This is a genomic window from Mycobacterium sp. ENV421 (assembly GCF_002887815.1).
Taxonomy (GTDB): Bacteria; Actinomycetota; Actinomycetes; order Mycobacteriales; family Mycobacteriaceae; genus Mycobacterium.
The window spans coordinates 37074-58009 of record NZ_PDHO01000017.1 but is presented as its reverse complement, the minus strand read 5'-3'; the positions used below and the strand labels follow the sequence as shown (position 1 = coordinate 58009).

23 protein-coding genes and 2 pseudogenes are annotated in these 20936 nt (G+C 67.3%); 14 read left to right on the top strand and 11 right to left on the bottom strand.

The annotated features are described in order from the left end of the window. Positions 1–69: 69 nt before the first annotated feature. The 8 genes from CRM90_RS19410 to CRM90_RS19375 all read left to right on the top strand — a co-directional run bounded on the left by CRM90_RS19410 (position 70) and on the right by CRM90_RS19375 (position 7504). The gene (locus CRM90_RS19410) at positions 70–1698 is read left to right on the top strand and encodes an acyl-CoA carboxylase subunit beta (protein WP_102808573.1); all 1629 of its coding nucleotides are present in this window, start codon (positions 70–72) and stop codon (positions 1696–1698) included. A 60-nt stretch (positions 1699–1758) separates the two neighbouring features. Continuing rightward, entirely contained in the window at positions 1759–2037 is a 279-nt protein-coding gene (locus tag CRM90_RS19405) for an acyl-CoA carboxylase subunit epsilon (RefSeq protein ID WP_102808572.1), read from the top strand. A 7-nt stretch (positions 2038–2044) separates the two neighbouring features. Further along, complete coding sequence (locus tag CRM90_RS19400) at positions 2045–2686, top strand: Maf family nucleotide pyrophosphatase (RefSeq protein WP_102808571.1); 642 nt, start codon at positions 2045–2047, stop codon at positions 2684–2686. 20 nt (positions 2687–2706) lie between these two features. Beyond that, the gene (locus CRM90_RS19395; RefSeq protein ID WP_102808570.1) at positions 2707–3603 is read left to right on the top strand and encodes a sulfurtransferase; all 897 of its coding nucleotides are present in this window, start codon (positions 2707–2709) and stop codon (positions 3601–3603) included. Between the two features lie 2 nt (positions 3604–3605). After that, entirely contained in the window at positions 3606–4019 is a 414-nt protein-coding gene (locus CRM90_RS19390; protein ID WP_199189958.1) for a SufE family protein, read from the top strand. A gap of 52 nt (positions 4020–4071) precedes the next feature. Continuing rightward, positions 4072–5265, top strand: coding sequence for a hypothetical protein (locus CRM90_RS19385; protein ID WP_142391406.1), 1194 nt, complete (start codon positions 4072–4074; stop codon positions 5263–5265). 114 nt (positions 5266–5379) lie between these two features. Next, positions 5380–7167: an acetyl/propionyl/methylcrotonyl-CoA carboxylase subunit alpha gene (locus CRM90_RS19380; protein ID WP_102808567.1), complete on the top strand. Its 1788-nt coding sequence runs from the start codon at positions 5380–5382 to the stop codon at positions 7165–7167. 16 nt (positions 7168–7183) lie between these two features. Then, a complete protein-coding gene (locus CRM90_RS19375) occupies positions 7184–7504 on the top strand; it encodes a hypothetical protein (RefSeq protein ID WP_102808566.1) in 321 nt (106 codons plus the stop codon). Here CRM90_RS19375 and CRM90_RS19370 read toward each other — a convergent pair. Continuing rightward, positions 7501–8046 carry a nucleotidyltransferase family protein gene (locus CRM90_RS19370; RefSeq protein WP_102808565.1) on the bottom strand — a complete coding sequence of 182 codons (546 nt, stop codon included), beginning with the start codon at positions 8044–8046 and terminating at the stop codon, positions 7501–7503. The two genes, CRM90_RS19375 and CRM90_RS19370, sit on opposite strands and share 4 nt — an antisense overlap. 256 nt (positions 8047–8302) lie before the next feature. Here CRM90_RS19370 and CRM90_RS19365 point away from each other — a divergent pair, with 256 nt between their 5' ends. Beyond that, positions 8303–8704 (top strand): STAS domain-containing protein, encoded by a 402-nt coding sequence (locus CRM90_RS19365; protein ID WP_233209398.1) that lies wholly within the window; start codon positions 8303–8305, stop codon positions 8702–8704. Here the strand turns inward: CRM90_RS19365 and CRM90_RS19360 are convergent. Together CRM90_RS19360 and CRM90_RS19355 are read right to left on the bottom strand one after the other, a co-directional pair. After that, the gene (locus tag CRM90_RS19360; RefSeq protein ID WP_036340373.1) at positions 8675–9400 is read right to left on the bottom strand and encodes an RNA polymerase sigma factor SigF; all 726 of its coding nucleotides are present in this window, start codon (positions 9398–9400) and stop codon (positions 8675–8677) included. The genes CRM90_RS19365 and CRM90_RS19360 overlap by 30 nt on opposite strands. 62 nt (positions 9401–9462) lie before the next feature. Then, the gene (locus CRM90_RS19355; protein WP_102808563.1) at positions 9463–9900 is read right to left on the bottom strand and encodes an ATP-binding protein; all 438 of its coding nucleotides are present in this window, start codon (positions 9898–9900) and stop codon (positions 9463–9465) included. 212 nt (positions 9901–10112) lie between these two features. Between CRM90_RS19355 and CRM90_RS19350 the strand changes: the two genes are divergently transcribed. Continuing rightward, complete coding sequence (locus tag CRM90_RS19350; protein ID WP_102808562.1) at positions 10113–11129, top strand: DNA topoisomerase IB; 1017 nt, start codon at positions 10113–10115, stop codon at positions 11127–11129. A 123-nt stretch (positions 11130–11252) separates the two neighbouring features. Here the strand turns inward: CRM90_RS19350 and CRM90_RS19345 are convergent. The 4 genes and pseudogenes from CRM90_RS19345 to CRM90_RS30280 all read right to left on the bottom strand — a co-directional run. Continuing rightward, positions 11253–12167: pseudogene (locus CRM90_RS19345) on the bottom strand (glycosyltransferase); the annotation flags it as partial. A gap of 176 nt (positions 12168–12343) precedes the next feature. Next, the gene (locus CRM90_RS30290) at positions 12344–12988 is read right to left on the bottom strand and encodes an FAD-dependent oxidoreductase (protein ID WP_142391405.1); all 645 of its coding nucleotides are present in this window, start codon (positions 12986–12988) and stop codon (positions 12344–12346) included. Beyond that, entirely contained in the window at positions 12985–13224 is a 240-nt protein-coding gene (locus tag CRM90_RS30285; RefSeq protein ID WP_142391404.1) for a hypothetical protein, read from the bottom strand. Before CRM90_RS30285 ends, CRM90_RS30290 begins: the two co-directional genes overlap by 4 nt. Then, a pseudogene (locus CRM90_RS30280) lies at positions 13190–13844 on the bottom strand (FAD-dependent oxidoreductase). The gene CRM90_RS30285 and the pseudogene CRM90_RS30280 overlap by 35 nt, the downstream one beginning before the upstream one ends. A gap of 65 nt (positions 13845–13909) precedes the next feature. Here CRM90_RS30280 and CRM90_RS19335 point away from each other — a divergent pair. After that, positions 13910–14122, top strand: a complete 213-nt coding sequence (locus CRM90_RS19335) for a hypothetical protein (RefSeq protein WP_102808561.1) — start codon at positions 13910–13912, stop codon at positions 14120–14122. A 337-nt stretch (positions 14123–14459) separates the two neighbouring features. On the opposite strand, the gene CRM90_RS19330 is transcribed toward CRM90_RS19335, so the two are convergent. Genes CRM90_RS19330 through CRM90_RS19320 form a run of 3 tightly spaced genes read right to left on the bottom strand, consistent with a single transcriptional unit; the run spans position 14460 to position 17000 of the window. Then, a complete protein-coding gene (locus CRM90_RS19330; RefSeq protein WP_102808560.1) occupies positions 14460–15134 on the bottom strand; it encodes a sensor domain-containing protein in 675 nt (224 codons plus the stop codon). Between the two features lie 12 nt (positions 15135–15146). Beyond that, positions 15147–16478, bottom strand: a complete 1332-nt coding sequence (lat, locus tag CRM90_RS19325; protein ID WP_102808559.1) for an L-lysine 6-transaminase — start codon at positions 16476–16478, stop codon at positions 15147–15149. Between the two features lie 48 nt (positions 16479–16526). Next, on the bottom strand, positions 16527–17000 hold the full coding sequence (locus CRM90_RS19320; RefSeq protein WP_102808558.1) for an Lrp/AsnC family transcriptional regulator: 474 nt from the start codon (positions 16998–17000) through the stop codon (positions 16527–16529). A gap of 30 nt (positions 17001–17030) precedes the next feature. Between CRM90_RS19320 and hglS the strand changes: the two genes are divergently transcribed. Next, entirely contained in the window at positions 17031–18269 is a 1239-nt protein-coding gene (gene hglS, locus CRM90_RS19315) for a 2-oxoadipate dioxygenase/decarboxylase (RefSeq protein WP_102808557.1), read from the top strand. Continuing rightward, positions 18266–19792 (top strand): L-piperidine-6-carboxylate dehydrogenase, encoded by a 1527-nt coding sequence (gene amaB, locus CRM90_RS19310; RefSeq protein WP_102808556.1) that lies wholly within the window; start codon positions 18266–18268, stop codon positions 19790–19792. Before hglS ends, amaB begins: the two co-directional genes overlap by 4 nt. Here amaB and CRM90_RS19305 read toward each other — a convergent pair. Further along, positions 19789–20235, bottom strand: a complete 447-nt coding sequence (locus CRM90_RS19305) for an ester cyclase (protein ID WP_102808555.1) — start codon at positions 20233–20235, stop codon at positions 19789–19791. The genes amaB and CRM90_RS19305 overlap by 4 nt on opposite strands. A gap of 50 nt (positions 20236–20285) precedes the next feature. Between CRM90_RS19305 and CRM90_RS19300 the strand changes: the two genes are divergently transcribed. Beyond that, positions 20286–20936 carry a TetR/AcrR family transcriptional regulator gene (locus tag CRM90_RS19300; protein ID WP_102808554.1) on the top strand — a complete coding sequence of 217 codons (651 nt, stop codon included), beginning with the start codon at positions 20286–20288 and terminating at the stop codon, positions 20934–20936.

Sequence of the window (20936 nt, the reverse complement as noted above, 5' to 3'; positions counted from 1 at the left end):
CGACAGCGGACGCACCGCGCCGGTGGGTCCCTTAGCGCCTTCTTAAGGTGACCGATACCATCGGCACCCATGACGAGCGTTACGGAACCGGCCGCGGGCCACACGATCGACATCCACACCACCGCTGGCAAGCTGGCCGATCTTCGTCAGCGTGCTGAGGAGTCGCTGCACCCGGTCGGCGAGACCGCCGTGGAGAAGGTCCACGCCAAGGGCAAGCTCACCGCTCGCGAGCGCATCCTGGCGCTGCTCGACGAGGGCTCGTTCGTGGAACTCGACGCACTGGCCCGGCATCGCAGCACCAACTTCGGGTTGCAGGAGAACCGTCCGGTCGGCGACGGCGTCGTAACCGGTTACGGCACCATCGATGGCCGCGAGGTCTGCATCTTCAGCCAGGACGCCACGGTGTTCGGCGGCAGCCTCGGCGAGGTCTACGGCGAGAAGATCGTCAAGGTCCAGGAGCTCGCCCTCAAGACCGGTCGCCCCTTGATCGGCATCAACGACGGCGCAGGCGCCCGCATCCAGGAAGGTGTGGTCTCGCTCGGTCTCTACAGCCGGATCTTCCACAACAACATCAAGGCTTCCGGCGTGATCCCGCAGATCTCGCTGATCATGGGAGCGGCGGCCGGCGGCCACGTCTACTCCCCCGCGCTCACCGACTTCGTGATCATGGTCGACCAGACCAGCCAGATGTTCATCACCGGACCTGACGTCATCAAGACCGTCACCGGCGAGGACGTCACCATGGAGGATTTGGGCGGCGCCCACACCCACATGGCGAAGTCCGGCACCGTGCACTACGTCGCCTCCGGCGAGCAGGACGCGCTGGATTACGTGCGCGATCTGCTGAGCTACCTGCCGCCCAACAACTACGCCGAGCCGCCGCGCTACCCGGCGCCGCCGCACCCGGGCGCGATCGAGGACAACCTCACCGATGAGGACCTCGAGCTCGACACCCTGATCCCGGACTCGCCGAACCAGCCGTACGACATGCACGAGGTCATCACCCGCATCCTCGACGACGACGAGTTCCTGGAGGTCCAGGCGGGCTACGCCCAAAACATCGTCGTCGGCTTCGGGCGGATCGACGGCCGCCCGGTCGGCATCGTGGCCAACCAGCCCACCCAGTTCGCCGGCTGCCTGGACATCAACGCCTCCGAGAAGGCCGCCCGCTTCGTGCGCACCTGCGACTGCTTCAACATCCCGATCGTGATGCTGGTCGACGTGCCAGGCTTCCTGCCGGGCACCGAGCAGGAGTACAACGGCATCATCCGTCGCGGCGCCAAGCTGCTCTACGCCTACGGCGAGGCCACCGTCGCCAAGATCACCGTCATCACCCGCAAGGCTTACGGCGGCGCCTACTGCGTCATGGGTTCCAAGGACATGGGCTGCGATGTCAACATCGCCTGGCCGACGGCGCAGATCGCGGTCATGGGCGCCTCGGGCGCGGTCGGTTTCGTCTACCGCAAGGACCTCAAGGAAGCGGCGGCCGAAGGCAAGGACGTGGACGCCCTGCGCCTCGAGCTGCAGCAGACCTACGAGGACACCCTGGTGAACCCGTACATCGCCGCCGAGCGCGGCTACGTCGACGCGGTGATCCCGCCGTCGCACACCCGCGGGTACATCTCGACCGCCCTGCGACTGCTGGAGCGCAAGATCGCCCAGGTGCCGCCGAAGAAGCACGGGAACATTCCACTGTGAGTCGAGTGAGCGCAGCGAACGAGCGAACGATCGGACTCCAGTGACAAGGGGCTACCGCCGATGACCAAGCACGAGGACATCACCGAACTCAGTGACCCCCGGGACATCACGCTCGACAACCCGGAGCCGCTGACTCCCGAGATCCGCATCGAGAAGGGCAACCCCAGCGACGAGGACATCGCCGCTCTGGTGACCGTGCTGGCCGCGGCCAGCGGCGGCAATGCCGGCCCGGGTCCGCAGGAGCTCAACCTGTGGGGCCATCCGGTCGACAAGCTGCGCTACTCGATCCACAGCTGGAACCAGGTGACCTTGCTGGAGCGGACCCACATGCGCCGATGAGCGCACCGTGACCCGAGTAGTTCTCGGCTCGGCCTCATCTGGTCGTCTGCGGGTGCTGCGCAACGCAGGCATCGATCCGCTTGTCGTCGTCTCCGGCGTCGACGAGGACGCGATCGTGGCGAACCTGGGCGCCGATGCCGAGCCCGGCGATGTGGTTACCGCGCTGGCTCAGGCCAAAGCCGCTGCCGTGCACACGGTGCTGGATCCCGGCGTCGCATCGGATTGCGTTGTCATCGGCTGTGATTCGATGTTATACCTCGACGGCGAACTCCGCGGCAAGCCGGGTACCGCCGAACAGGCTGCGCTGCAATGGGATTCGATGGCCGGCCGGGTCGGGCTGCTTTATACCGGGCACTGCGTGATCCGGGTACTGCACGGCGCTGCGGCGCACACCGCGACGAAGGCGGAGGTGACCCGGGTCAGGTTCGCCAGTCCGGCGGCGGCCGACTTGGCGGCCTATGTGGCCAGTGGTGAACCGCTAGGTGTTGCTGGCGCGTTCACGCTCGACGGCCTCGGCGGCTGGTTCGTCGACGGCATCGAGGGCGATCCGTCGAACGTCGTCGGCCTGGGCCTGTCGGTGACGCGTCGGCTGCTGAGCGACGTCGGACTGCCGATCGGCGATCTGTGGGCGGCTAATCCGGTCCGCTGATCAGCGGTAGGCTCGACGTCGTGCCGCTTCCCGCAGATCCCAGCCCCACCCTGAAGGACTACGCCCACCCGGAGCGCCTGGTCACCGCCGACTGGCTGTCGGCGCACCTCGGCACCCCCGGGCTGGCCATCGTGGAGTCCGACGAAGACGTGTTGCTCTACGACATAGGCCACATCCCCGGCGCGGTCAAGATCGACTGGCACACCGATCTCAACGATCCGCAGGTGCGCGACTACGTCAGCGGCGCGCAATTCGCCGAGCTGATGGATCGCAAGGGCATCTCCCGCGACGACACCGTCGTCATCTACGGCGACAAGAGCAACTGGTGGGCCGCATACGCGCTGTGGGTCTTCACCCTGTTCGGCCACCAGGACGTGCGACTGCTCAACGGCGGCCGCGACCTGTGGATCTCCGACGGCCGTGACACCACTCTCGATGTCCCGAGCAAGGCCGGATCGGGCTACCCGGTGGTCGAGCGCAACGATGCCGCGATCCGCGCCTACAAGGACGATGTGCTTGCGTCCCTGGGCCATTCGACGCTGATCGACGTGCGTTCGCCCCAGGAGTACACCGGCGAACGCACCCACATGCCCGACTATCCCGAAGAGGGTGCGCTGCGCGGCGGCCACATCCCGACCGCCGTGTCGGTGCCGTGGGCCAAGGCCGCCGAGGACAGCGGCCGCTTCCGCAACCGTGCCGAACTCGAGGATGTGTATTCATTCGTCGAGCCGGGCGACGACATCATCGCCTACTGCCGCATCGGCGAGCGGTCCAGCCACACCTGGTTCGTGCTCACCTACCTGTTGGGCATCCCCGGCGTCCGCAATTACGACGGGTCGTGGACCGAGTGGGGCAACACCGTACGGGTGCCGATCGTGGCCGGTGCTGAACCAGGATCAGCGCCCGGGGCATCGTGAGCATGCCCGCTGCGCTCGCCGAGGTCGTATCCGACTTCGCCGACGTGCAGGGCCAGGACAAGCTCAAGCTGCTGCTGGAGTTCGCCGACGACCTTCCCGATCTGCCCGCCGACCTCGAGGAGGCGGCCATGGAACCGGTGCCGGAGTGTCAGTCGCCGCTGTTCCTGCATGTCGACGCCTCCGACGCCGAACATGTCCGGCTGTTCTTCAGCGCCCCCGCGGAGGCCCCGACCACCCGCGGCTTCGCGTCGATCCTGGCGGCCGGTCTCGACGGCCAGCCGAAAGACGACATCTTGGCCGTACCGGACGATTTCTACTCCGAGCTGGGGTTGGCCGCGTTGATCAGTCCGCTTCGGCTGCGGGGAATGTCGGCGATGCTGGCCAGGATCAAACGCCGACTGCGCGCGACAACGTAGCGCAGGGCCACCATTGCTTCGCCGAACCAACGCCAGTGGTCTCGACCGGTTGATGGCGGGCACTCGGTATGTGGGCTGCCTCGAGAACGTCGTGGTGCCGCCGCGCGAACTGGTGGCCGGGGCGCTGGACACCATCACGCGATGCGGACCGCACACCCGGCTCGGGCTGCGTCCCGATCCGCGGGCGCTGATGTGGGGCTGGCAGGCCGAGTCCGCCCCCGAGGTCCGCGAGCTGCCCGCCGACATCGCGGACCGTGGATCCAGCGCGGTGCTCGAGTACATCAACAAGGCCGCCGGCCCGCGGGGCCCGGTGGACGTCTACCTGTCCGACCGCCACATCGCGTTCGACATCGATCACGGACTCGGCGATGCCCGCCTCTACGTCGATTGCGTCACAACGATTTTCGGCTTGATCGACGGTGTCGACACGAGCTGGCTGCGCGACCGCGACACCGCCAACCCGATCGCGCACACGCTGCTGCACACGTTCGCCGCCAGTCCACGACGGCTGCTCAACACATGGACCGAAGCGCGGCAACGTCCCCGACCCGTCTGGCACCGCGCGGCCCCGCCCCCGGCGCCGACCGGGCTGCCCTCACCTGCGGTCGAGGTGATCCACGTCGACGCCACACTCGAACGCGAAGTCGACAGCTGGCGGACAGCCGACGCCCCGGGTGCCAGCAGAGCGGTCACGTGGCTGATGATCGTCCGCACGGCACTCGCCCGAGCGGGGCTGCCGCTGACCGACGCCGCCCGGCTGGTCGTGGACTGCCGCCGGTATCTGCCGTCCGATGACCGGGTCAACGCCAACTTCATTTCCGGGCTCAGCGTCGCGGCACCCGTCGACGGGCGCCTCGGCGCGATCGACGCCGCGGTGAAGCAGGACCTGGAGGCGGCGTTGCCGTTGCTGGCTCTGGCCGCCACGTCAGCGCACACGCTCGCCGTCCCGCTGCGCGCCACCCGGGGCAAGCGCCCGGCGGCCCGATCAGCGGTTCAGCTGGGCTACTCCGACGTCGGCCGGCTGTCCCCGTTCGAGGCGCTGCCCTGGCTGCCGGGCCGCCCCCGGTCGATCAACGCGGCACTGCAGCCGTGGGCGCCGTCGGACATCTCGGTCTTCAGCGGCAAGATCGGCCACGAGCGCAGCATCACCGTCTCGTACCACGACAACGTCCACGACCGTCGTTTACTGCGCAAAGCGGCCGAGGCGATCGGGACGGATCCGATCGGATTGCTCGCCGGATGCTGAACTTACTCATTGGTAGGGGTACCAGCTGATTCGTGTCTAAGCAGCGGCGCTTACACTGCCGTGCGAACCTATTTTTAAAGAACGTTCTTAGAGTCACGCAAAGCAGGAGGCGCGGTGCCCAGTCAGACCATCTCCAAAGTCCTCGTAGCCAACCGTGGTGAGATCGCGGTCCGGGTGATCCGAGCGGCAAGGGATGCCGGACTGGCCAGCGTGGCGGTCTACGCCGAGCCCGATGCCGATGCACCGCACGTGCGACTCGCCGACGAGGCGTTCGCGCTGGGCGGCCAGACGTCGGCAGAGTCCTACCTGGACTTCGGCAAGATCCTCGACGCCGCGGCCAAGTCCGGCGCCAACGCCATCCACCCCGGCTACGGCTTCTTGAGTGAGAACGCCGACTTCGCCCAGGCCGTGCTCGACGCCGGTCTGATCTGGATCGGCCCGAGCCCGCAGTCCATCCGCGACCTCGGCGACAAGGTGACCGCCCGCCATATCGCGGCCCGCGCCCAGGCGCCGCTGGTACCCGGCACCCCCGACCCGGTCAAAGACGCCGACGAGGTGGTGGCCTTCGCCAAGGAGTACGGCGTGCCGGTGGCGATCAAGGCGGCCTTCGGTGGCGGCGGCCGCGGCATGAAGGTGGCCCGCACCATCGAGGAGATACCCGAGCTGTTCGAGTCGGCCACCCGCGAGGCGATCGCGGCGTTCGGCCGCGGCGAGTGCTTCGTCGAGCGCTACCTGGACAAGCCGCGTCACGTCGAGGCTCAGGTCATCGCCGACACCCACGGCAACGTCATCGTCGCCGGTACCCGCGACTGCTCGCTGCAGCGCCGCTTCCAGAAGCTCGTCGAGGAAGCCCCCGCGCCCTTCTTGACCGACGCGCAGCGCAAGGAGATCCACGAGTCGGCCAAGCGCATCTGCAAGGAGGCCGGCTACTACGGCGCCGGAACCGTCGAGTACCTGGTCGGCCAGGACGGCCTCATCTCCTTCCTCGAGGTCAACACCCGCCTGCAGGTCGAACACCCGGTCACCGAGGAGACCGCGGGCATCGACCTGGTACTGCAGCAGTTCAAGATCGCCAACGGCGAGAAGCTCGAACTCACCGAGGACCCGACTCCCCGCGGCCACGCGATCGAGTTCCGGATCAACGGCGAGGACGCCGGCCGCGGCTTCCTGCCCGCGCCCGGGCCCGTCACCCGCTACGACATCCCCACCGGCCCCGGCGTGCGCCTGGATTCGGGCGTCGAGGCCGGTTCGGTGATCGGCGGCCAGTTCGACTCGATGCTGTCCAAGCTGATCGTGTACGGCGCCACCCGCGAGGAGGCGCTGGCGCGTTCCCGTCGGGCGCTGGACGAATTCCAGGTCGAAGGTCTGGCCACCGTCATCCCGTTCCACCGCGCGGTCGTCAGCGATCCGGCGTTCATCGGTGACGGCAACGGATTCACCGTCCACACCCGCTGGATCGAGACCGAGTGGGACAACACCGTCGAGCCGTTCACCGGTGGTGGCCAGGTCGACGAAGAAGAAGTTCAGCAGCGCCAGAAGGTGGTCGTCGAGGTCGGCGGCCGTCGGGTCGAGGTCTCACTGCCCGGCGACCTGGCGTTGGGCAGCGGCGGCGGCCACGCCGAATCCGGCGCCATCCGCAAGAAGCCGAAGGCGCGCAAGCGCGGCTCCCAGGCCGGCGCCGCCGCCTCGGGTGATGCGGTGACCGCGCCGATGCAGGGCACCGTGGTCAAGGTCGCCGTCGAAGAAGGCCAGACCGTGGCCGCAGGTGACCTCGTCGTGGTGCTCGAGGCCATGAAGATGGAGAACCCGGTGACCGCGCACAAGGACGGTGTCATCACCGGTCTGGCCGTCGAGCCGGGTGCCGCGATCACCCAGGGCACTGTGTTGGCGGAGATCAAGTAAGGCGCTCGCCGCTGATATGGATCCCGTCGAAATCAACGCGGGCGCTTGGTATTTGCGCGCCTTGCGGGCCGACGAGAGAATCGACGACCGCCCCGCGCTCGCCGACCTGGGCGAGAACGATCCGGAATACGTGACGAGAAGTCTTGCCGGCTGGGAGCAGGACCGGGTCTACTCCTGGGCGGTCTGCGAGCCGACCACCGGTGAACTACTCGGCGAAGTGGTGCTCGACGTACGCACCGGGATGATCCAGCTGCGGGCTCGCCGCGGTCATGCCGAAGCGACCCAGACCGCGGCCGACTCGGTGCGCCGCTTCGCCGAGTCGATCGGCATCGGTTAGCGCTCGTCGATGTCGCGCCCGGTGGCCAGGTCCGCACAGTCCACCGCCACCACATCGGTGCGGGACGCCAGAAAGCGTCGTGCGCCCTCGTCGCCGTCCAGGGTGGCCCGCAGTGCCGGCCAGTGCTCGCGGGCGATGACGACCGGATGGCCGGGCCGCCCGTGATAGCTGGCACGGGCCAGGCCGGACGGCGACTCGCGTGCGGCCCCGAGTACCCGAGCGACGACGTCGGCGCCGATGTCGGGGGTGTCGACGGTCAGGATCACGGCGTGATCGGCGTCCGATACCGCCGCCAGTCCGGTTAGCAGGGAAGCTCCCATCCCGCGCCGCCACTGTTCTGCGACCACCGAGCGGGTGCCTGCCGGAACGTCGACAATCGCCGCGCCGAGCACCACCACCACGTCGTCGCAGCCGCCGGCGGCCAGGGCCTCGACCGCCGAGCGCAGCCATTCACCCTGGGCGGCAAGCACTTTGGGCATGCCGTAACGGGTACCCGCACCGGCCGCCAGGAGGATGCCGGCTGACCGGCCCGGCTTCGACATGTAGACAGTGTGACCCCAACTGCAAGAAGATCATGAGAACCCGCTGTTATTGCTGTTCGCTGGTCTGACTAGTGGCGTACAGTTCAAGTCAGGTTGAGTTCACAGCCGCCCGGAAAAACGTCAAAGACGTGCGAGGCGTGCGAACTCCCGCACTACACGGGCCTACCCACTCTGGCGTGATCCACAGTACGAATATTCGTTCGCTGATGGAGTCACTATGTCTGTCTTCAGTACAGATCAACCCGAGCGTTCGGCTGTGTCGCATTCACATGATTGCCACACCGCTCGCTTCACTACTATCTGGCCCGACGAGACCGTCGGGATCATCACCGTCCAGGGCGAGCTCGACGCCTCCAATGCCATCGCCTTCGCCGACCATGTCGACGCGTGCGCGGGCGTGGGCGACCGTCTGGTCCTGGACCTGAGCCCGCTCAGCTTCTTCGGAACCGCGGGGTTCTCGGCGCTGCACACCATCAACGTCCGATGCGCCAACGCCTCGGCACGATGGGTGATGGTGACCGGCGAGGCGGTGTCGCGGCTGTTGCGGGTCTGCGATCCCGACCACACGCTGCCGGTCGCCGACTCCGTCCGGGAGGCCGTCGAACTGCTCGACGGTGAACCCCGTCGGCTACTCCAACTGGTCCCGGAGCCGAGTTAGCGACTTCGCGAGCAGGCGCGAGACGTGCATCTGTGAGATGCCGACGCGCTCGGCGATCTGAGTCTGGGTGAGCGACTCGAAGAACCGGAGCAACAGGACGGTGCGTTCGCGCTCGGGCAACTGCGCGAGCAGCGGACGCAACGCCTCCCGATTCTCGATCTGATCGAGGCTCAAGTCGACGTCACCCAGGGTGTCGACGATCGCCGGCGCGTCCTCGTCGCTGCCGCTGCCGCCACTGTCGATCGACAGGGTGTTGTACGAACTGCCCGCGACCAGGCCCTCGACGACCTCTTCGCGCTCCATGCCGAGTTCTTCGGCGAGTTCGGAGGCGGTCGGTGCGCGCCCGAGCCGCTGGGACAGTTCCGAGGTCGCCGCGCCCAGCCGCAGGTGCAGTTCCTTGAGCCGGCGAGGCACTTTCACCGACCAGCTGTTGTCCCGGAAGTGGCGCCGGACCTCACCCATGATGGTGGGGACCGCGAAGGACACGAAGTCTGAACCGGTCTCGACGTCGTAGCGGATGACCGCGTTCACCAAGCCGACGCGGGCCACCTGAACGAGGTCGTCCCGGGGTTCGCCGCGACCGTCGAAGCGGCGGGCGATGTGGTCGGCCAGCGGCAGGCAGCGCTCGACGATGCGGTCGCGCTGTCGCTGGAACTGGGCGGAGTCAGGATCCACCTTCGCCAACTCCCGGAACATGTCCGGAACGTCGGCGTACTCCGAGTTCGTCCGCCTGGGCGAACTATCCGTAGCTCGGGAATTCACCGCCCGGAGCCCGCCCGCCTCGTGGTCAGGGTGATACCGAAGACCTGCCCATCGCTGCTGGACTCGTGACCGTTGTGGAATGTCTGCACATCATCGGTCAGCGAACTCAGCACATGCCAGCTGAAGCTTCCGGGGGTGACCACGTCGTTGGTATCGCATGTCGTCGACGCTTCCACCACCACCACGTCGTCATGCGCGTCGACGACGACGACGAGCGTCGCGTCGGGCGACGCTGAACGAATCAGCCGGGTGCAGGCCTCGTCGACGGCCAGCCGCAAATCCGCGACCGCATCGAAATCCAGGTCCTCGAACGTGCCGACCGCGCCGACCACGGTGCGCAGTACGGCCAAGTTCTCCAACCTGGCAGCAACCCTCAATTCGACCGCGCTCTCACCCCGCTGGTGCGCGCCGCCTTGGCTTCCGCCGTCCGTCATCTGGCCTCCTGGCAATGTCGACCCGACACTACTCCAGCCCACGGGCGTGCTAACCACGGTCGTGTGATGACCGAGTCGGCCGGGTAACCGGTGCGCATGAGGCCGGAAGCGAGCGCAGCACAACCCAGGAAGTCGTCGTCATGGTGGCCCCCTCGTACCCACCCGGCCGTACTGTTCAAACCTGCGCGCCGCAAATTCTTGTTCGTCCAGCGATGAGACTTCGGCGCAGTTCGGTCGACGGACCCGGTTTCCGTCGCGTTCGACGAGGCAAGGGTTTCTCCTATTACACCCCCGACGGCGAATTGCTGACCGACGACAAGACGGTGCAGCGGATCAAGGATCTGGTGATCCCGCCGGCCTGGCGCAAGGTGTGGATATCACCTCATCCCAGCGGACACATCCAGGCCGTGGGCACCGATGCGGCCGGCCGTCGCCAATACCTCTACCACCAGAAGTGGCAGGAGGAGCGCAGCGAGGAGAAGTTCGACCGGGTGCTGCAGATGTCATCGGGACTGCCGCAGTGGCGTTCCCGCATCGCCGAGGATCTGCGGGGCCACGGCCTCGCCAAGGACCGGGTTCTGGCGCTGGCCCTGCATCTACTCGACCGTGGGTATTTCCGTGCCGGCGGCGAGGCCTACGCCGAGGAGAACAACTCCTACGGGATCGCCACGCTGCTGTGTGAGCACGTGACCGTCAGGGGCGGCGCCGTGGTGTTCGACTATCCGGCCAAGAGTGGGGTCCAGCGGAATTGGACCATCGAGGACCCCGACGTGGTCGGCGTTGTTCGCGAGTTACGCCGCTGCAGCCCCAGCGGACGGCTCCTGGTGTGCCAGACCGACTCCGGTTGGGTGGACATTCATTCCGACGACCTCAACGCGAAGTTCAAGGAACACCTGGGCGAGGACTACAGCGTGAAGGACTTGCGCACCTGGCACGGCACCGTCCTCGCCGCGGCCGCTTTCGTCGACGCCGACCCGGCGGTCAACAAGACGGTCCGCAAGCGGGTGGAGGCCGCGGTGATGCGCGAGGTGTCCGAGGAACTCGGCAACACCCCGGCCGTCGCCCGCAGCTCGTATGTCGACCCGCGGGTGGTCACCGCCTACGAGAGCGGCACGACGATCGCCGCCGCGGCGCGAAGAGCCCGCAAGCAGAAGAACGCCGACCGTGGGCAGGCCATCCTCGAGAAGGCCACCGCGACGATGATCAGGCGGGTTGCCAAGCGCCGGTGACGGCTGAGGCCAGCCGCTCGTACACCCGTGCGGTGTCGGCCTGCCGCGCGGTCCCAGGTGAACCGCGCACTCCCTGGGCCGACGCGGCGTCACGAGCCGCCCGGTGACGTCGTCCACGACGGCGTCCAGCATCCCCCCGACGGCGGATGCCACCACGGGCACGCCGCAGGCCATCGCTTCGAGCGACACCAGACCGAAGGCGTCGTACCACGGGGTGCAGGTCACCACGTCGGCCGACCGCAACAATGCGGGCATGTCGCTCTGCGCCACGGGGCCGACGAATCGCACCCTGTCAGACACTCCTCGGTCGGCTGCCAGCTCGCTCAACCGCTGATGCTCCTCGGCACCCGCCGCTCCGTCGATACTTCCGGCCACCACGAACTCTGCGCCTGGGATGCCGGGAAGGGCTTCGATCACGGTACTGAATCCGTTGTGCGGTAACAGCTTTCCGACGGCGACGAGACGAGGGCCTGCACCGCGATCGGCAATCGGTCCCTCGGTGGAGAACGCATCGACGTCCACGCCGGACGGCACCGTGGAGATCTGTCCGCGCGGTCGGCCGAGCCGCATCAGATCGACGAGCTCGTCTGCGCACGAAGCGACGACCCGGTCAGCTTGTCTGGCCAGAAGCCGTTCCATCTTCGATCGCGCATCGAATAGGTTGGCGCCCATGCCATGACCGTGTTCGGTGATGGCCAGTGAGCGAAAGGTCTGTACCGTCGGCACGCCGTGGGCGCGCGCCGCCAGTTGGGTGCTCAGGCCTGATGTCCAGAAAAACGCATGGGCGACATCGGGCCGGTCGACGGCCCACTGCGCATCCAGGTACTCCGCGAGCTCTGCCAGGCCGGCGGGCACGTCCACCACCGCATACCCTGCGGGCGCGAGTATTCGCTCGGCGCTCTTGGCGTCCCGACGCCGGGTGTACACGGTGACGTCGTGGCCGCACCGGGCCAGGGCTGCCGACAGTCCCGCGACGTGGACGCCCTGCCCGTCGGTGTCATCCCATGGCGCCACCGGATTTGCGCACTCAGAAACCATCGCGATTTTCATGAGCTTCTCCCATGTGATGGGGAACCGGACTGTCCAGTCCCGCTGTACCGGGACAACGGGCTATTGAGGGGCTATTGAGGCCGGCACAGCGCGGCTGCACATCGCCGCAACCACTGCGTTGGCATACCCGGGCAGGTGCCCGTCAAACGTTGAGCCGCAATCGGTTAGCGCGACAGGTCGCGCGTAGCCGGCCCCTCCAGTACGGTTCCGTCCGGTCCGAATCGCGAACCGTGCAACGGGCAATCCCATGACTTTTCGGCGTCGTTCCAGGAGAGCACGCCACCGAGATGGGTGCACACCGGCGAGACGCACCGTTCATCTGCGTCGACCACGCTGCGGGCCACCATGTTCCACGGCGGTCCACTAACCGAACCTGCCCCCTCGCGCAGCGCTGCTTTCCGATGGGCGATCGGAGTCACCCAACCGGCCGCCATGTGCCAACCGACCTCGAGGTTGTTCTTCAGCGCCGTGGTGAGACCCGTGAGTTCGTGCGGGCTCCAGCTGGCGAAGGCCGGCGCCCAGCGTGCCTGTTCGCCACCGAGGAGACGCTTGGCCAACAGCAGCGCGGCGGCCACGCCGTTGGTCATCCTCCACTTCGCGAAGCCCGTCGCCACCAGAAAGCGGTCAACACCGGGAAGCAGCGGCCCGACATAGGGAAGTTCGTCGACGGGCACGTAGTCCTGCGCCGACCAGTAGTGAGTCGGTTGCGCGCCGGGAAAGTGTCGTCGGGTCCAGCCGACGAGTTCGTCGTAGGACGTGCGTGCGCTGTCTTTGCGCCCGACGGTGTGCCCGCCGCCGCCGACGATCAACGCTCACCCCCGGCCGTCGGGGCATAGCGCACCGACCGGGTGGGCTGGTCGACGGAGAGCATCATCGGTCGCGGAAGTGTCCCGGGCACGTCGAAGGCCACACAATAGGAGCGGCTCGGATGCAGTCGGGCGAAGAAGCCGCCGCGGTCCAGGATGGTTGTGCCGGTTGCCAGTACACAGTGGTCGGCGTGGGCGATCTGCTCACGGCCCTGCGCACTGCGCAGCTTCACGCTCACCCGGCCGTCCGACGTGGAATGCGGCGTAGACCCGATGACCGGTCATCAGCCGACCGCCGCGCTCATGCAACTCGGCGATCAGCGCACCCAGGAAGGGCATCGGGTCGAACTGAATCTGTTCGGCCAGTCGGACGCCACCGCGGAACTCGAACGGGACGTCCATGTGATCGACCCAGCGCACGCCGAGACCCGCAGCCTCGGCGGCCTCGAATTCCGCACGAGCGGTGGGCCGTCCGCGCTCGAATTGGGCGTAGCTGTAGGCATCTTCGTACTGCAGCTCGATCCCGCGCTCTGTGCAGTACTGTGCCAGCCAGGCCTGGCCTTCCCGGTTGCCTTCGACATACTGCCGAACCAGGTCCATCGAGTTGCGAGATGGTCGAGAGTCGGCTTCCTTGCAGGAGACTGACTTTGGCCGTGGTGTTACCGGTGGCGACCGCACCCGCGCTACGCGCCTCGACCACAAGAACCCGCTTGCCCGCCCGGGCCAGCAGCACCGCCACCACCAGTCCGGTGATACCGGCCCCGACCACGATGACCTCCGCGTTGGGAGCGTCTTTTGTTGCGTCGCCGTCAATTTGGGGTTGGTGCACGCCGGCGCCGTCGAGCCACAGGGATGTCATGGCAAGCCGGTACCCGCAGTTGGCTGACCGAAACCGCAGCGGCCCAAAGGGGTAAATTGTTCCGAATGATCGAGCACGACCCCATACCCGACGACGTCCCTGTTCCCGATGCCATCGAGCAAATCCGGCCCGCGACAGAGTCCGCCGACCTGGAGAGTCTCGATATCGACGAGCGCGTGCCGGTCGATGACGGCGCCCCTCCACTGGAGAGCAACGAATTGGATTGGCAGGACCAACGCGAGGTCGTCGAGGATCCGGACCCGGACGAGATTCGTTAGTTAGGGAAATGTTTGGCCCAGCGGGGGCTCTGGGTACAAGTTTCTCCGGGGAATAGCAACCTCAGCAAAGGGGGTAGGAGATGTCGAGCGCCTCTGCGGCGAGATCGGATGTCGACGACATCCGTTTTTTTCGGCCCAGTCGGTCCTGCGCCTATGAAGGCTGGACCGTCGCTGAGCTCAAGAAAAGGGCGAAGCAACTTGGGATCTCAGGCTATTCGGGCCTGAGCAAAGAAAAGCTGATCTCGCTCATCCGCAGTTATTGACGCCGAACTTCGATAAAGGTCCAGCCGAGTTGCTGGACCTTTCTCGTCATTGGTGAACCAATGCCGCCACCGAGTCAGTGCCCGGACAGTTCCCACACACTCGCCGACATCCGGTCGGTCATCGTGGTCACCGCGACCTGGCCACCGTCGTCACCCTGACACGCCATCGCCTGGACGATCGCGTTGTTGCGCAGTCGCGCCTCCGCGTAGCACGTCCAGTCGAACGGGATGCCGATCTGCTGCTTGCTCCATCGCACGGTGTCGGCATTGATGTCGGGCACGGTGAACTTCCACGCGGCATCGCCGCCGCTGCTCAGCGCGCGCTGACCGTCGCAGGCCTTCGCGTTCTTGGTTCCGGTGGCGAACTGCGCCGCCGCCGCGGCCGCGTCGGCATAGATCGCGACCGCCTCGGCGACCACATGGTCGTGCTTGTCGCCATCGGTGAACAACATCACATGCATTCCCAGCGAGTTGTCGCCGAGGAACGCAGCCATCCCTGCCGCGTCAAGCGCCGAACATGCGGGGACGGCCGAGGACCCGGGAATGGGCCGGGTCTGGTCGGCATCGGTCTGCAGTTTCACGCCGATGATGTCGCGCAGCTGCGCCGGTCCGATCAGCACCTGGTCGGTGTCACCCGCACGCAGCGGCGTGATGCCTTGAGCGGGATTGGACACTGCACTTCCTGCGACGGTCTGCGCGCACCCGGCGAGCAGGACCGCCGCCGCACCGAGAATCGCAGCCAGCCGCATAGGTCGCCAATGCTAGACCGCCGCGCGCAATACCTCTCCCAGGGCAGCCAGCGCGCGGTCGATCTCGGCGCGTGACACGGTCAGCGCCGGGCGGAACCGCACGCTGTCTCCGCCGCTGCCGAGCATGATGACGCCGCGCTTCCACAGCTCGGCCAGCACGGCATCGCGGCGCTCGGGACTGGGAAGACTGAACGCACACATCAATCCGCGCCCGCGCACATCGCCGACCTCCGGCAGCTGCCCGGCGAGATCCTCGAGTCCGGCAAGCAGGTAGGCACCCAGGTCGGCGGCCCGCGCGAACAGGCCGTCGGCCTCGATGACCTCCAGGATCCGCCGCGAACGGACCATGTCGACGAGGTTGCCGCCCCACGTCGAGTTGATCCGGGAGCTGACGGCGAAGACGTTGTCGGATACTTCGTCGACCCGCCGGCCGGCCATGATCCCGCACACCTGGGTCTTCTTGCCGAACGCGACGACGTCCGGGGTGAATCCGAGCTGTTGGTAGGCCCACGCGGTGCCGGTGATGCCACATCCGGTCTGCACTTCGTCAGCGATCATCAGCGCGTCGTGCGAATCGCAGAGTCGGCGCATCGCGGCCAAGAACTGCGGCCGGAAGTGCCGGTCGCCGCCCTCGCCCTGGATCGGTTCGACGATGAAGCAGGCGATGTCGTGCGGATGCGCCTCGAAGGCCGCGCGGGCCTGTCGGAGCGACTCTGCCTCCAGAGCATCCATATCGGCGCCGGGCCGCACGTAGGGGGCGTCGATACGCGGCCAGTCGAATTTCGGGAAGCGCGCCACTTTCACCGGATCGGTGTTCGTGAGCGACAGGGTGTAGCCGCTGCGACCGTGAAAGGCGCCCCGCAGGTGCAGGACTCGGGTGCCGAGCGCGGGATCGATCCCCCGCGCCTCGTTGTGCCGGCTTTTCCAGTCGAACGCCACCTTCAGCGCGTTCTCCACGGCCAGGGCACCGCCGTCGACGAAGAACAGGTGCGGCAGCTCGGGATCGCCCAGCACCCGGGAGAACGTGTCGACGAAGCGCGCCATCGGGACCGTGTAGACGTCGGAGTTCGACGGCTTATTGATCGCGGCGCGCGCCAGCTCGGCACGGAACGCCGCGTCGTCGGCCAGTGCGGGGTGATTCATACCCAGCGCTGACGACGCGAAGAACGTGAACATGTCGAGGTACTCGGCGCCGTCGCGGGCATCGACCAGCCACGACCCCGACGACCGCTCCAGGTCCAGCACGAGGTCCAGGCCGTCGGCCAGGATGCTGCGGGCCAACACCGTACGGACATTTCCAGGGTCGACGACATGGAGATCGTCACGCGACAAGAGTTCCGTCATGACGCGATACTAACGCAATTTTTACACTTTCGACGCCTCTAGCCGTAACTATTTCGGCAGCGAGACCCTTTCCCTGTAAAATGTGTTTAGAATGACGGTGCTTCGGGTTCGTACGTTCGCGGCGGTACGGATCTGTTGCAGCAGTACCTCCAGCGCGGGCGGCGACGCGACGCGCACGAACAGGACGTAGCTCTCCTCGCCGGCCACCGAATAGCACGCCTCGATCTCGGCGATGTGTTCCAGCCGCGCGGGGGCATCATCGGGTTGGGAAGGATCGAGAGGGGTGATTGCCACGAACGCCGACAGCATGGGCCCGAACGCGTCGGGATTCACCCGAGCGCTGTATCCGGTGACGACCCCCCGGGACTCCAGACGACGCACCCGCGACTGGACCGCTGACACCGACAGGCCGGTGGCCGCGGCCAGCTCGGCCAGGGTGGCCCTGCCGTCGGCGACGAGTTCACGAACCAGCGTGCGATCGACCTCGTCGAGACCGGGTGTCGCGTCTGCGCTCTCCGCCATGGCCGCACACTATCCCAGCGGTGGTGTTGCGTGAGTCATGTCGAAATCTGGCAGCTGCGAGCACGCTTCGCCGCGGCACTGTCGACGATGTACGGCGCCGAAGTCCCCGCCTACACAACGCTGGTCGAGGTCAGCGAGGCCGTCAACCGCGATTACGCCGCCCGGCATCCGCACGCCGAGCGGCTGGGTTCCATCGAACGCGTCACCGCGGAGCGCCACGGCGCGATCCGCGTCGGCACCCCGGCCGAATTATCCGATGTGGCAGAACTTTTCGGGGCATTCGGGATGTATCCGGTGGGCTACTACGATCTACGCGAAGCCGCATCACCCGTGCCGGTGGTGTCCACGGCATTTCGCCCGCTGGACGCTTCCGAGCTGGCGCGCAACCCGTTCCGGGTGTTCACCTCGATGCTGGCGACCCGCGACGGCCGGTTCTTCGATACCGACCTGCGCCGGCGCGTCGACGAATTCCTGGACCGGCGCCAACTGTTCGATCCGCAGCTGATCGCCGATGCCCGCCGCATCGCGGCCGCCGGCGGTTGTCCCGAGGCAGCGGCCGAGGATTTCGTGCCACGTGCGGTGGCAGCATTCGCGCTGTCGCGCGAGCCGGTCGACCGGTCCTGGTACGCCGAACTGACCGCCGTCTCGGCCGTCGCCGCCGACATCGCCGGGGTGCCCACCACCCACATCAATCATCTGACGCCGCGGGTGCTCGACATCGACGACCTGTACGCCCGGATGAACGAGCGCGGGATCGCGATGATCGATGCCATTCAGGGACCGCCACACTGGGACGGCCCCGCAGTGCTGTTGCGGCAGACGTCGTTTCGCGCGCTGGCCGAGCCGCGCCGTTTCCGTGAACCCGACGGCCTCGTCACCGACGGCACGCTGCGGGTGCGCTTCGGTGAGGTGGAGGCCCGCGGTGTCGCCCTGACCCGCAAGGGCCGCGAACGGTATGACGCCGCGATGTCGCACACAGACCCGGCCGCGGTATGGGGTGACTTCTTTCCCGCCTCCGACGGCGAGATGGCCTCTGCGGGCCTGGCCTACTACCACCGCGGGGACCCCGAAGCGCCGGTGGTCTACGAGGATTTCCTGCCCGCCTCAGCCGCCGGGATCTTCCGGTCCAATCTGGACGCCGACACCGAAGCCGCCGCAGTGGCAGACGAATCCGGTTACGACATCGACTGGATGGCCGGCACGATCGGCCGCCCCATCCACGACCCCTACGACCTGTACGACGCGACCGCCCAGGAGGCCCCCGTATGAGAACCGCCCACGATCTGCGCGCATCCGTGCGCGCCGCCTTCGATGCCATCGGCGCAAAGATCGACCTCACCGAGCCGGGCGCACCCGGCCTGCCGGCGAGCACTCCGGTGACCGGGGAGGTCTTGTTCGCCGTCGCCGAGACCACACCCGAGCAGACCCACACCGCGATCGCAGATGCGGCGCAAGCGTTTACGTCCTGGCGTACCACACCCGCCCCGGTTCGCGGCCAGCTGGTCGCGCGGCTCGGCGAATTGCTGCGCGAGCACAAGACGGACGTGGCCACCCTGGTGACCATCGAGGCGGGCAAGATCACCTCCGAAGCCCTCGGCGAGGTCCAGGAGATGATCGACATCTGCGACTTCGCTGTCGGGCTGTCCCGTCAGCTGTACGGGCGGACCATCGCCTCGGAACGACCGGGGCACCGGCTGATGGAGAACTGGCATCCGCTCGGCGTGGTCGGGGTGATCACCGCGTTCAACTTCCCGGTCGCGGTGTGGGCGTGGAACACCGCGGTGGCGCTGGTCTGCGGCGACACCGTGGTGTGGAAGCCCTCGGAGCTCACCCCGCTGACCGCGATCGCCTGTCAGGCGCTCATCGAGCGGGCGGCCGCAGATGTCGGAGCGCCGGCTCATCTCAGCCGCCTGGTCCTCGGTGGCCGCGAGGTCGGCGAGGCACTGGTCGACGACCCCCGGGTGGCACTGGTGTCGGCGACCGGTTCGGTGCGGATGGGCAGGCAGGTCGGTCCGCGGGTCGCCGAACGCTTCGGCCGGGTGCTGCTGGAACTCGGCGGCAACAACGCCGCCGTCGTAACCCCCTCCGCCGATCTGGATTTGGCGGTGCGCGGCATCGTGTTCTCCGCGGCCGGCACCGCCGGACAACGGTGCACGACGTTGCGCAGGCTCATCGCGCACACCTCGGTGGCCGACACTCTCGTCGAGCGGATCACCGCCGCCTATCGCAGCCTCCCGATCGGGGACCCGGCAGCCGAGGGAACACTCGTCGGACCGCTGATCCACGAGACCGCCTATCGCGACATGGTCCGCGCGCTGGAGCAGGCGCGCACCGACGGCGGCGAGGTGATCGGTGGCGAGCGGGTGCACGTCGGCGGTGAGGCGACGGAGGCGTTCTACGTCACGCCTGCGGTGGTGCGGATGCCCGCCCAGACCGAGATCGTGCACAACGAGACGTTCGCGCCGATTCTCTACGTGCTGACCTACGACACCCTCGATCAGGCGATCGAGCTCAACAATGCTGTCCCACAGGGGCTCTCGTCGGCGATTTTCACCACCGACGTCCGCGAGGCCGAACGTTTCCTGGCGGCCGACGGCTCGGACTGCGGGATCGCCAACGTGAACATCGGAACCTCCGGAGCCGAGATCGGCGGGGCGTTCGGCGGCGAGAAGCAGACCGGCGGTGGTCGCGAGTCGGGATCGGATTCGTGGAAGGCCTATATGCGCCGCGCCACCAACACCGTCAACTACTCCTCGGAGCTACCGCTGGCCCAGGGCGTGCACTTCGGCTAACCGCCCAGCAGGCTGAGCAACTCACCGCGGCCGATCTGGTTGACCAGAGTGGCGGCGTCGAAATAGATCCGTTCGTTGGTGATGCGGTCGCCGTCGAAGGAGAACACCGCGATCACCGGCACCCGGAAGGCCTTGCCCGTCGGCGGCAGCCCGTAGAACTCACCGAGATTCGTTCCCAGCAGGTCGAACTCGACGATCACGCCGTCGTCGGTGACGTGGAAGCTGGCGTTCTCGTGGCGCTGGTCGGGGAACGCGGTGCGCGTGGTGCGGTAATAGGTCATCACTTCGTCGTCGCCGTCGAAGACCTGTTTGGTCGGGATGATCTCGTAGCGCGGGTGTCCGTTGAAGGTTGCCAGGGTGCGGTCGAACTCCTTGGTCACCTCGGTGTCCATGTGTTCGGTGATGACGTCGAGCCGACGCCGACGCATATCGTCGCTGATCATCGTGTTCCTCCGGGCAGCTGGGGCTGTTGTACTTGTGTCAGTATGTCCGCATGCCGGAATCACCCGCCCGCCGCCGTCTGTCTCCGCAAGACCGGCGCAGCGAACTCCTCGCGTTGGGCGCCGAGGTGTTCGGCCAGCGTCCGTACGACGAGGTCCGCATCGACGAGATAGCCGAGCGTGCCGGGGTCTCGCGCGCGCTGATGTACCACTACTTCCCCGACAAACGCGCGTTCTTCGCCGCGGTGGTGCGGGCCGAGACCGAGCGACTGTTCGAGGCCACCAACACCCTGGCCGCCCAGGGCGAGACGCTCTTCGAGCGGTTGCGGGCCGGCGTCGTGGCCTACATCCGCTACGACGAACAGCATCCGCACGGCGCATGGGCGGCCTACATCGGGATGGGGCGCACCGACCCCGTCCTGCGCGGCATCGACGACACCGACAACGAGCGGCAGATGCAGCGCATCATGGCCGCGATCACCGACGTGGTCCACGGCGATCTGGACTCGAAGGTCGAGCGTGATCTGCGGGCGATCGTCTACGCGTGGCTGGCGTTCACCTTCGAACTGTGCCGCCAGCGTGTCCTCGACCCCTCGATCGACGCCGACCATCTCGCGGATTCCGGCGCGCACGCACTGCTCGACGCGATCGTGCGGGTGCCTGGCATCCCGACGGCGCTGGCCGAGGCGGCCGACCGCCGCTGA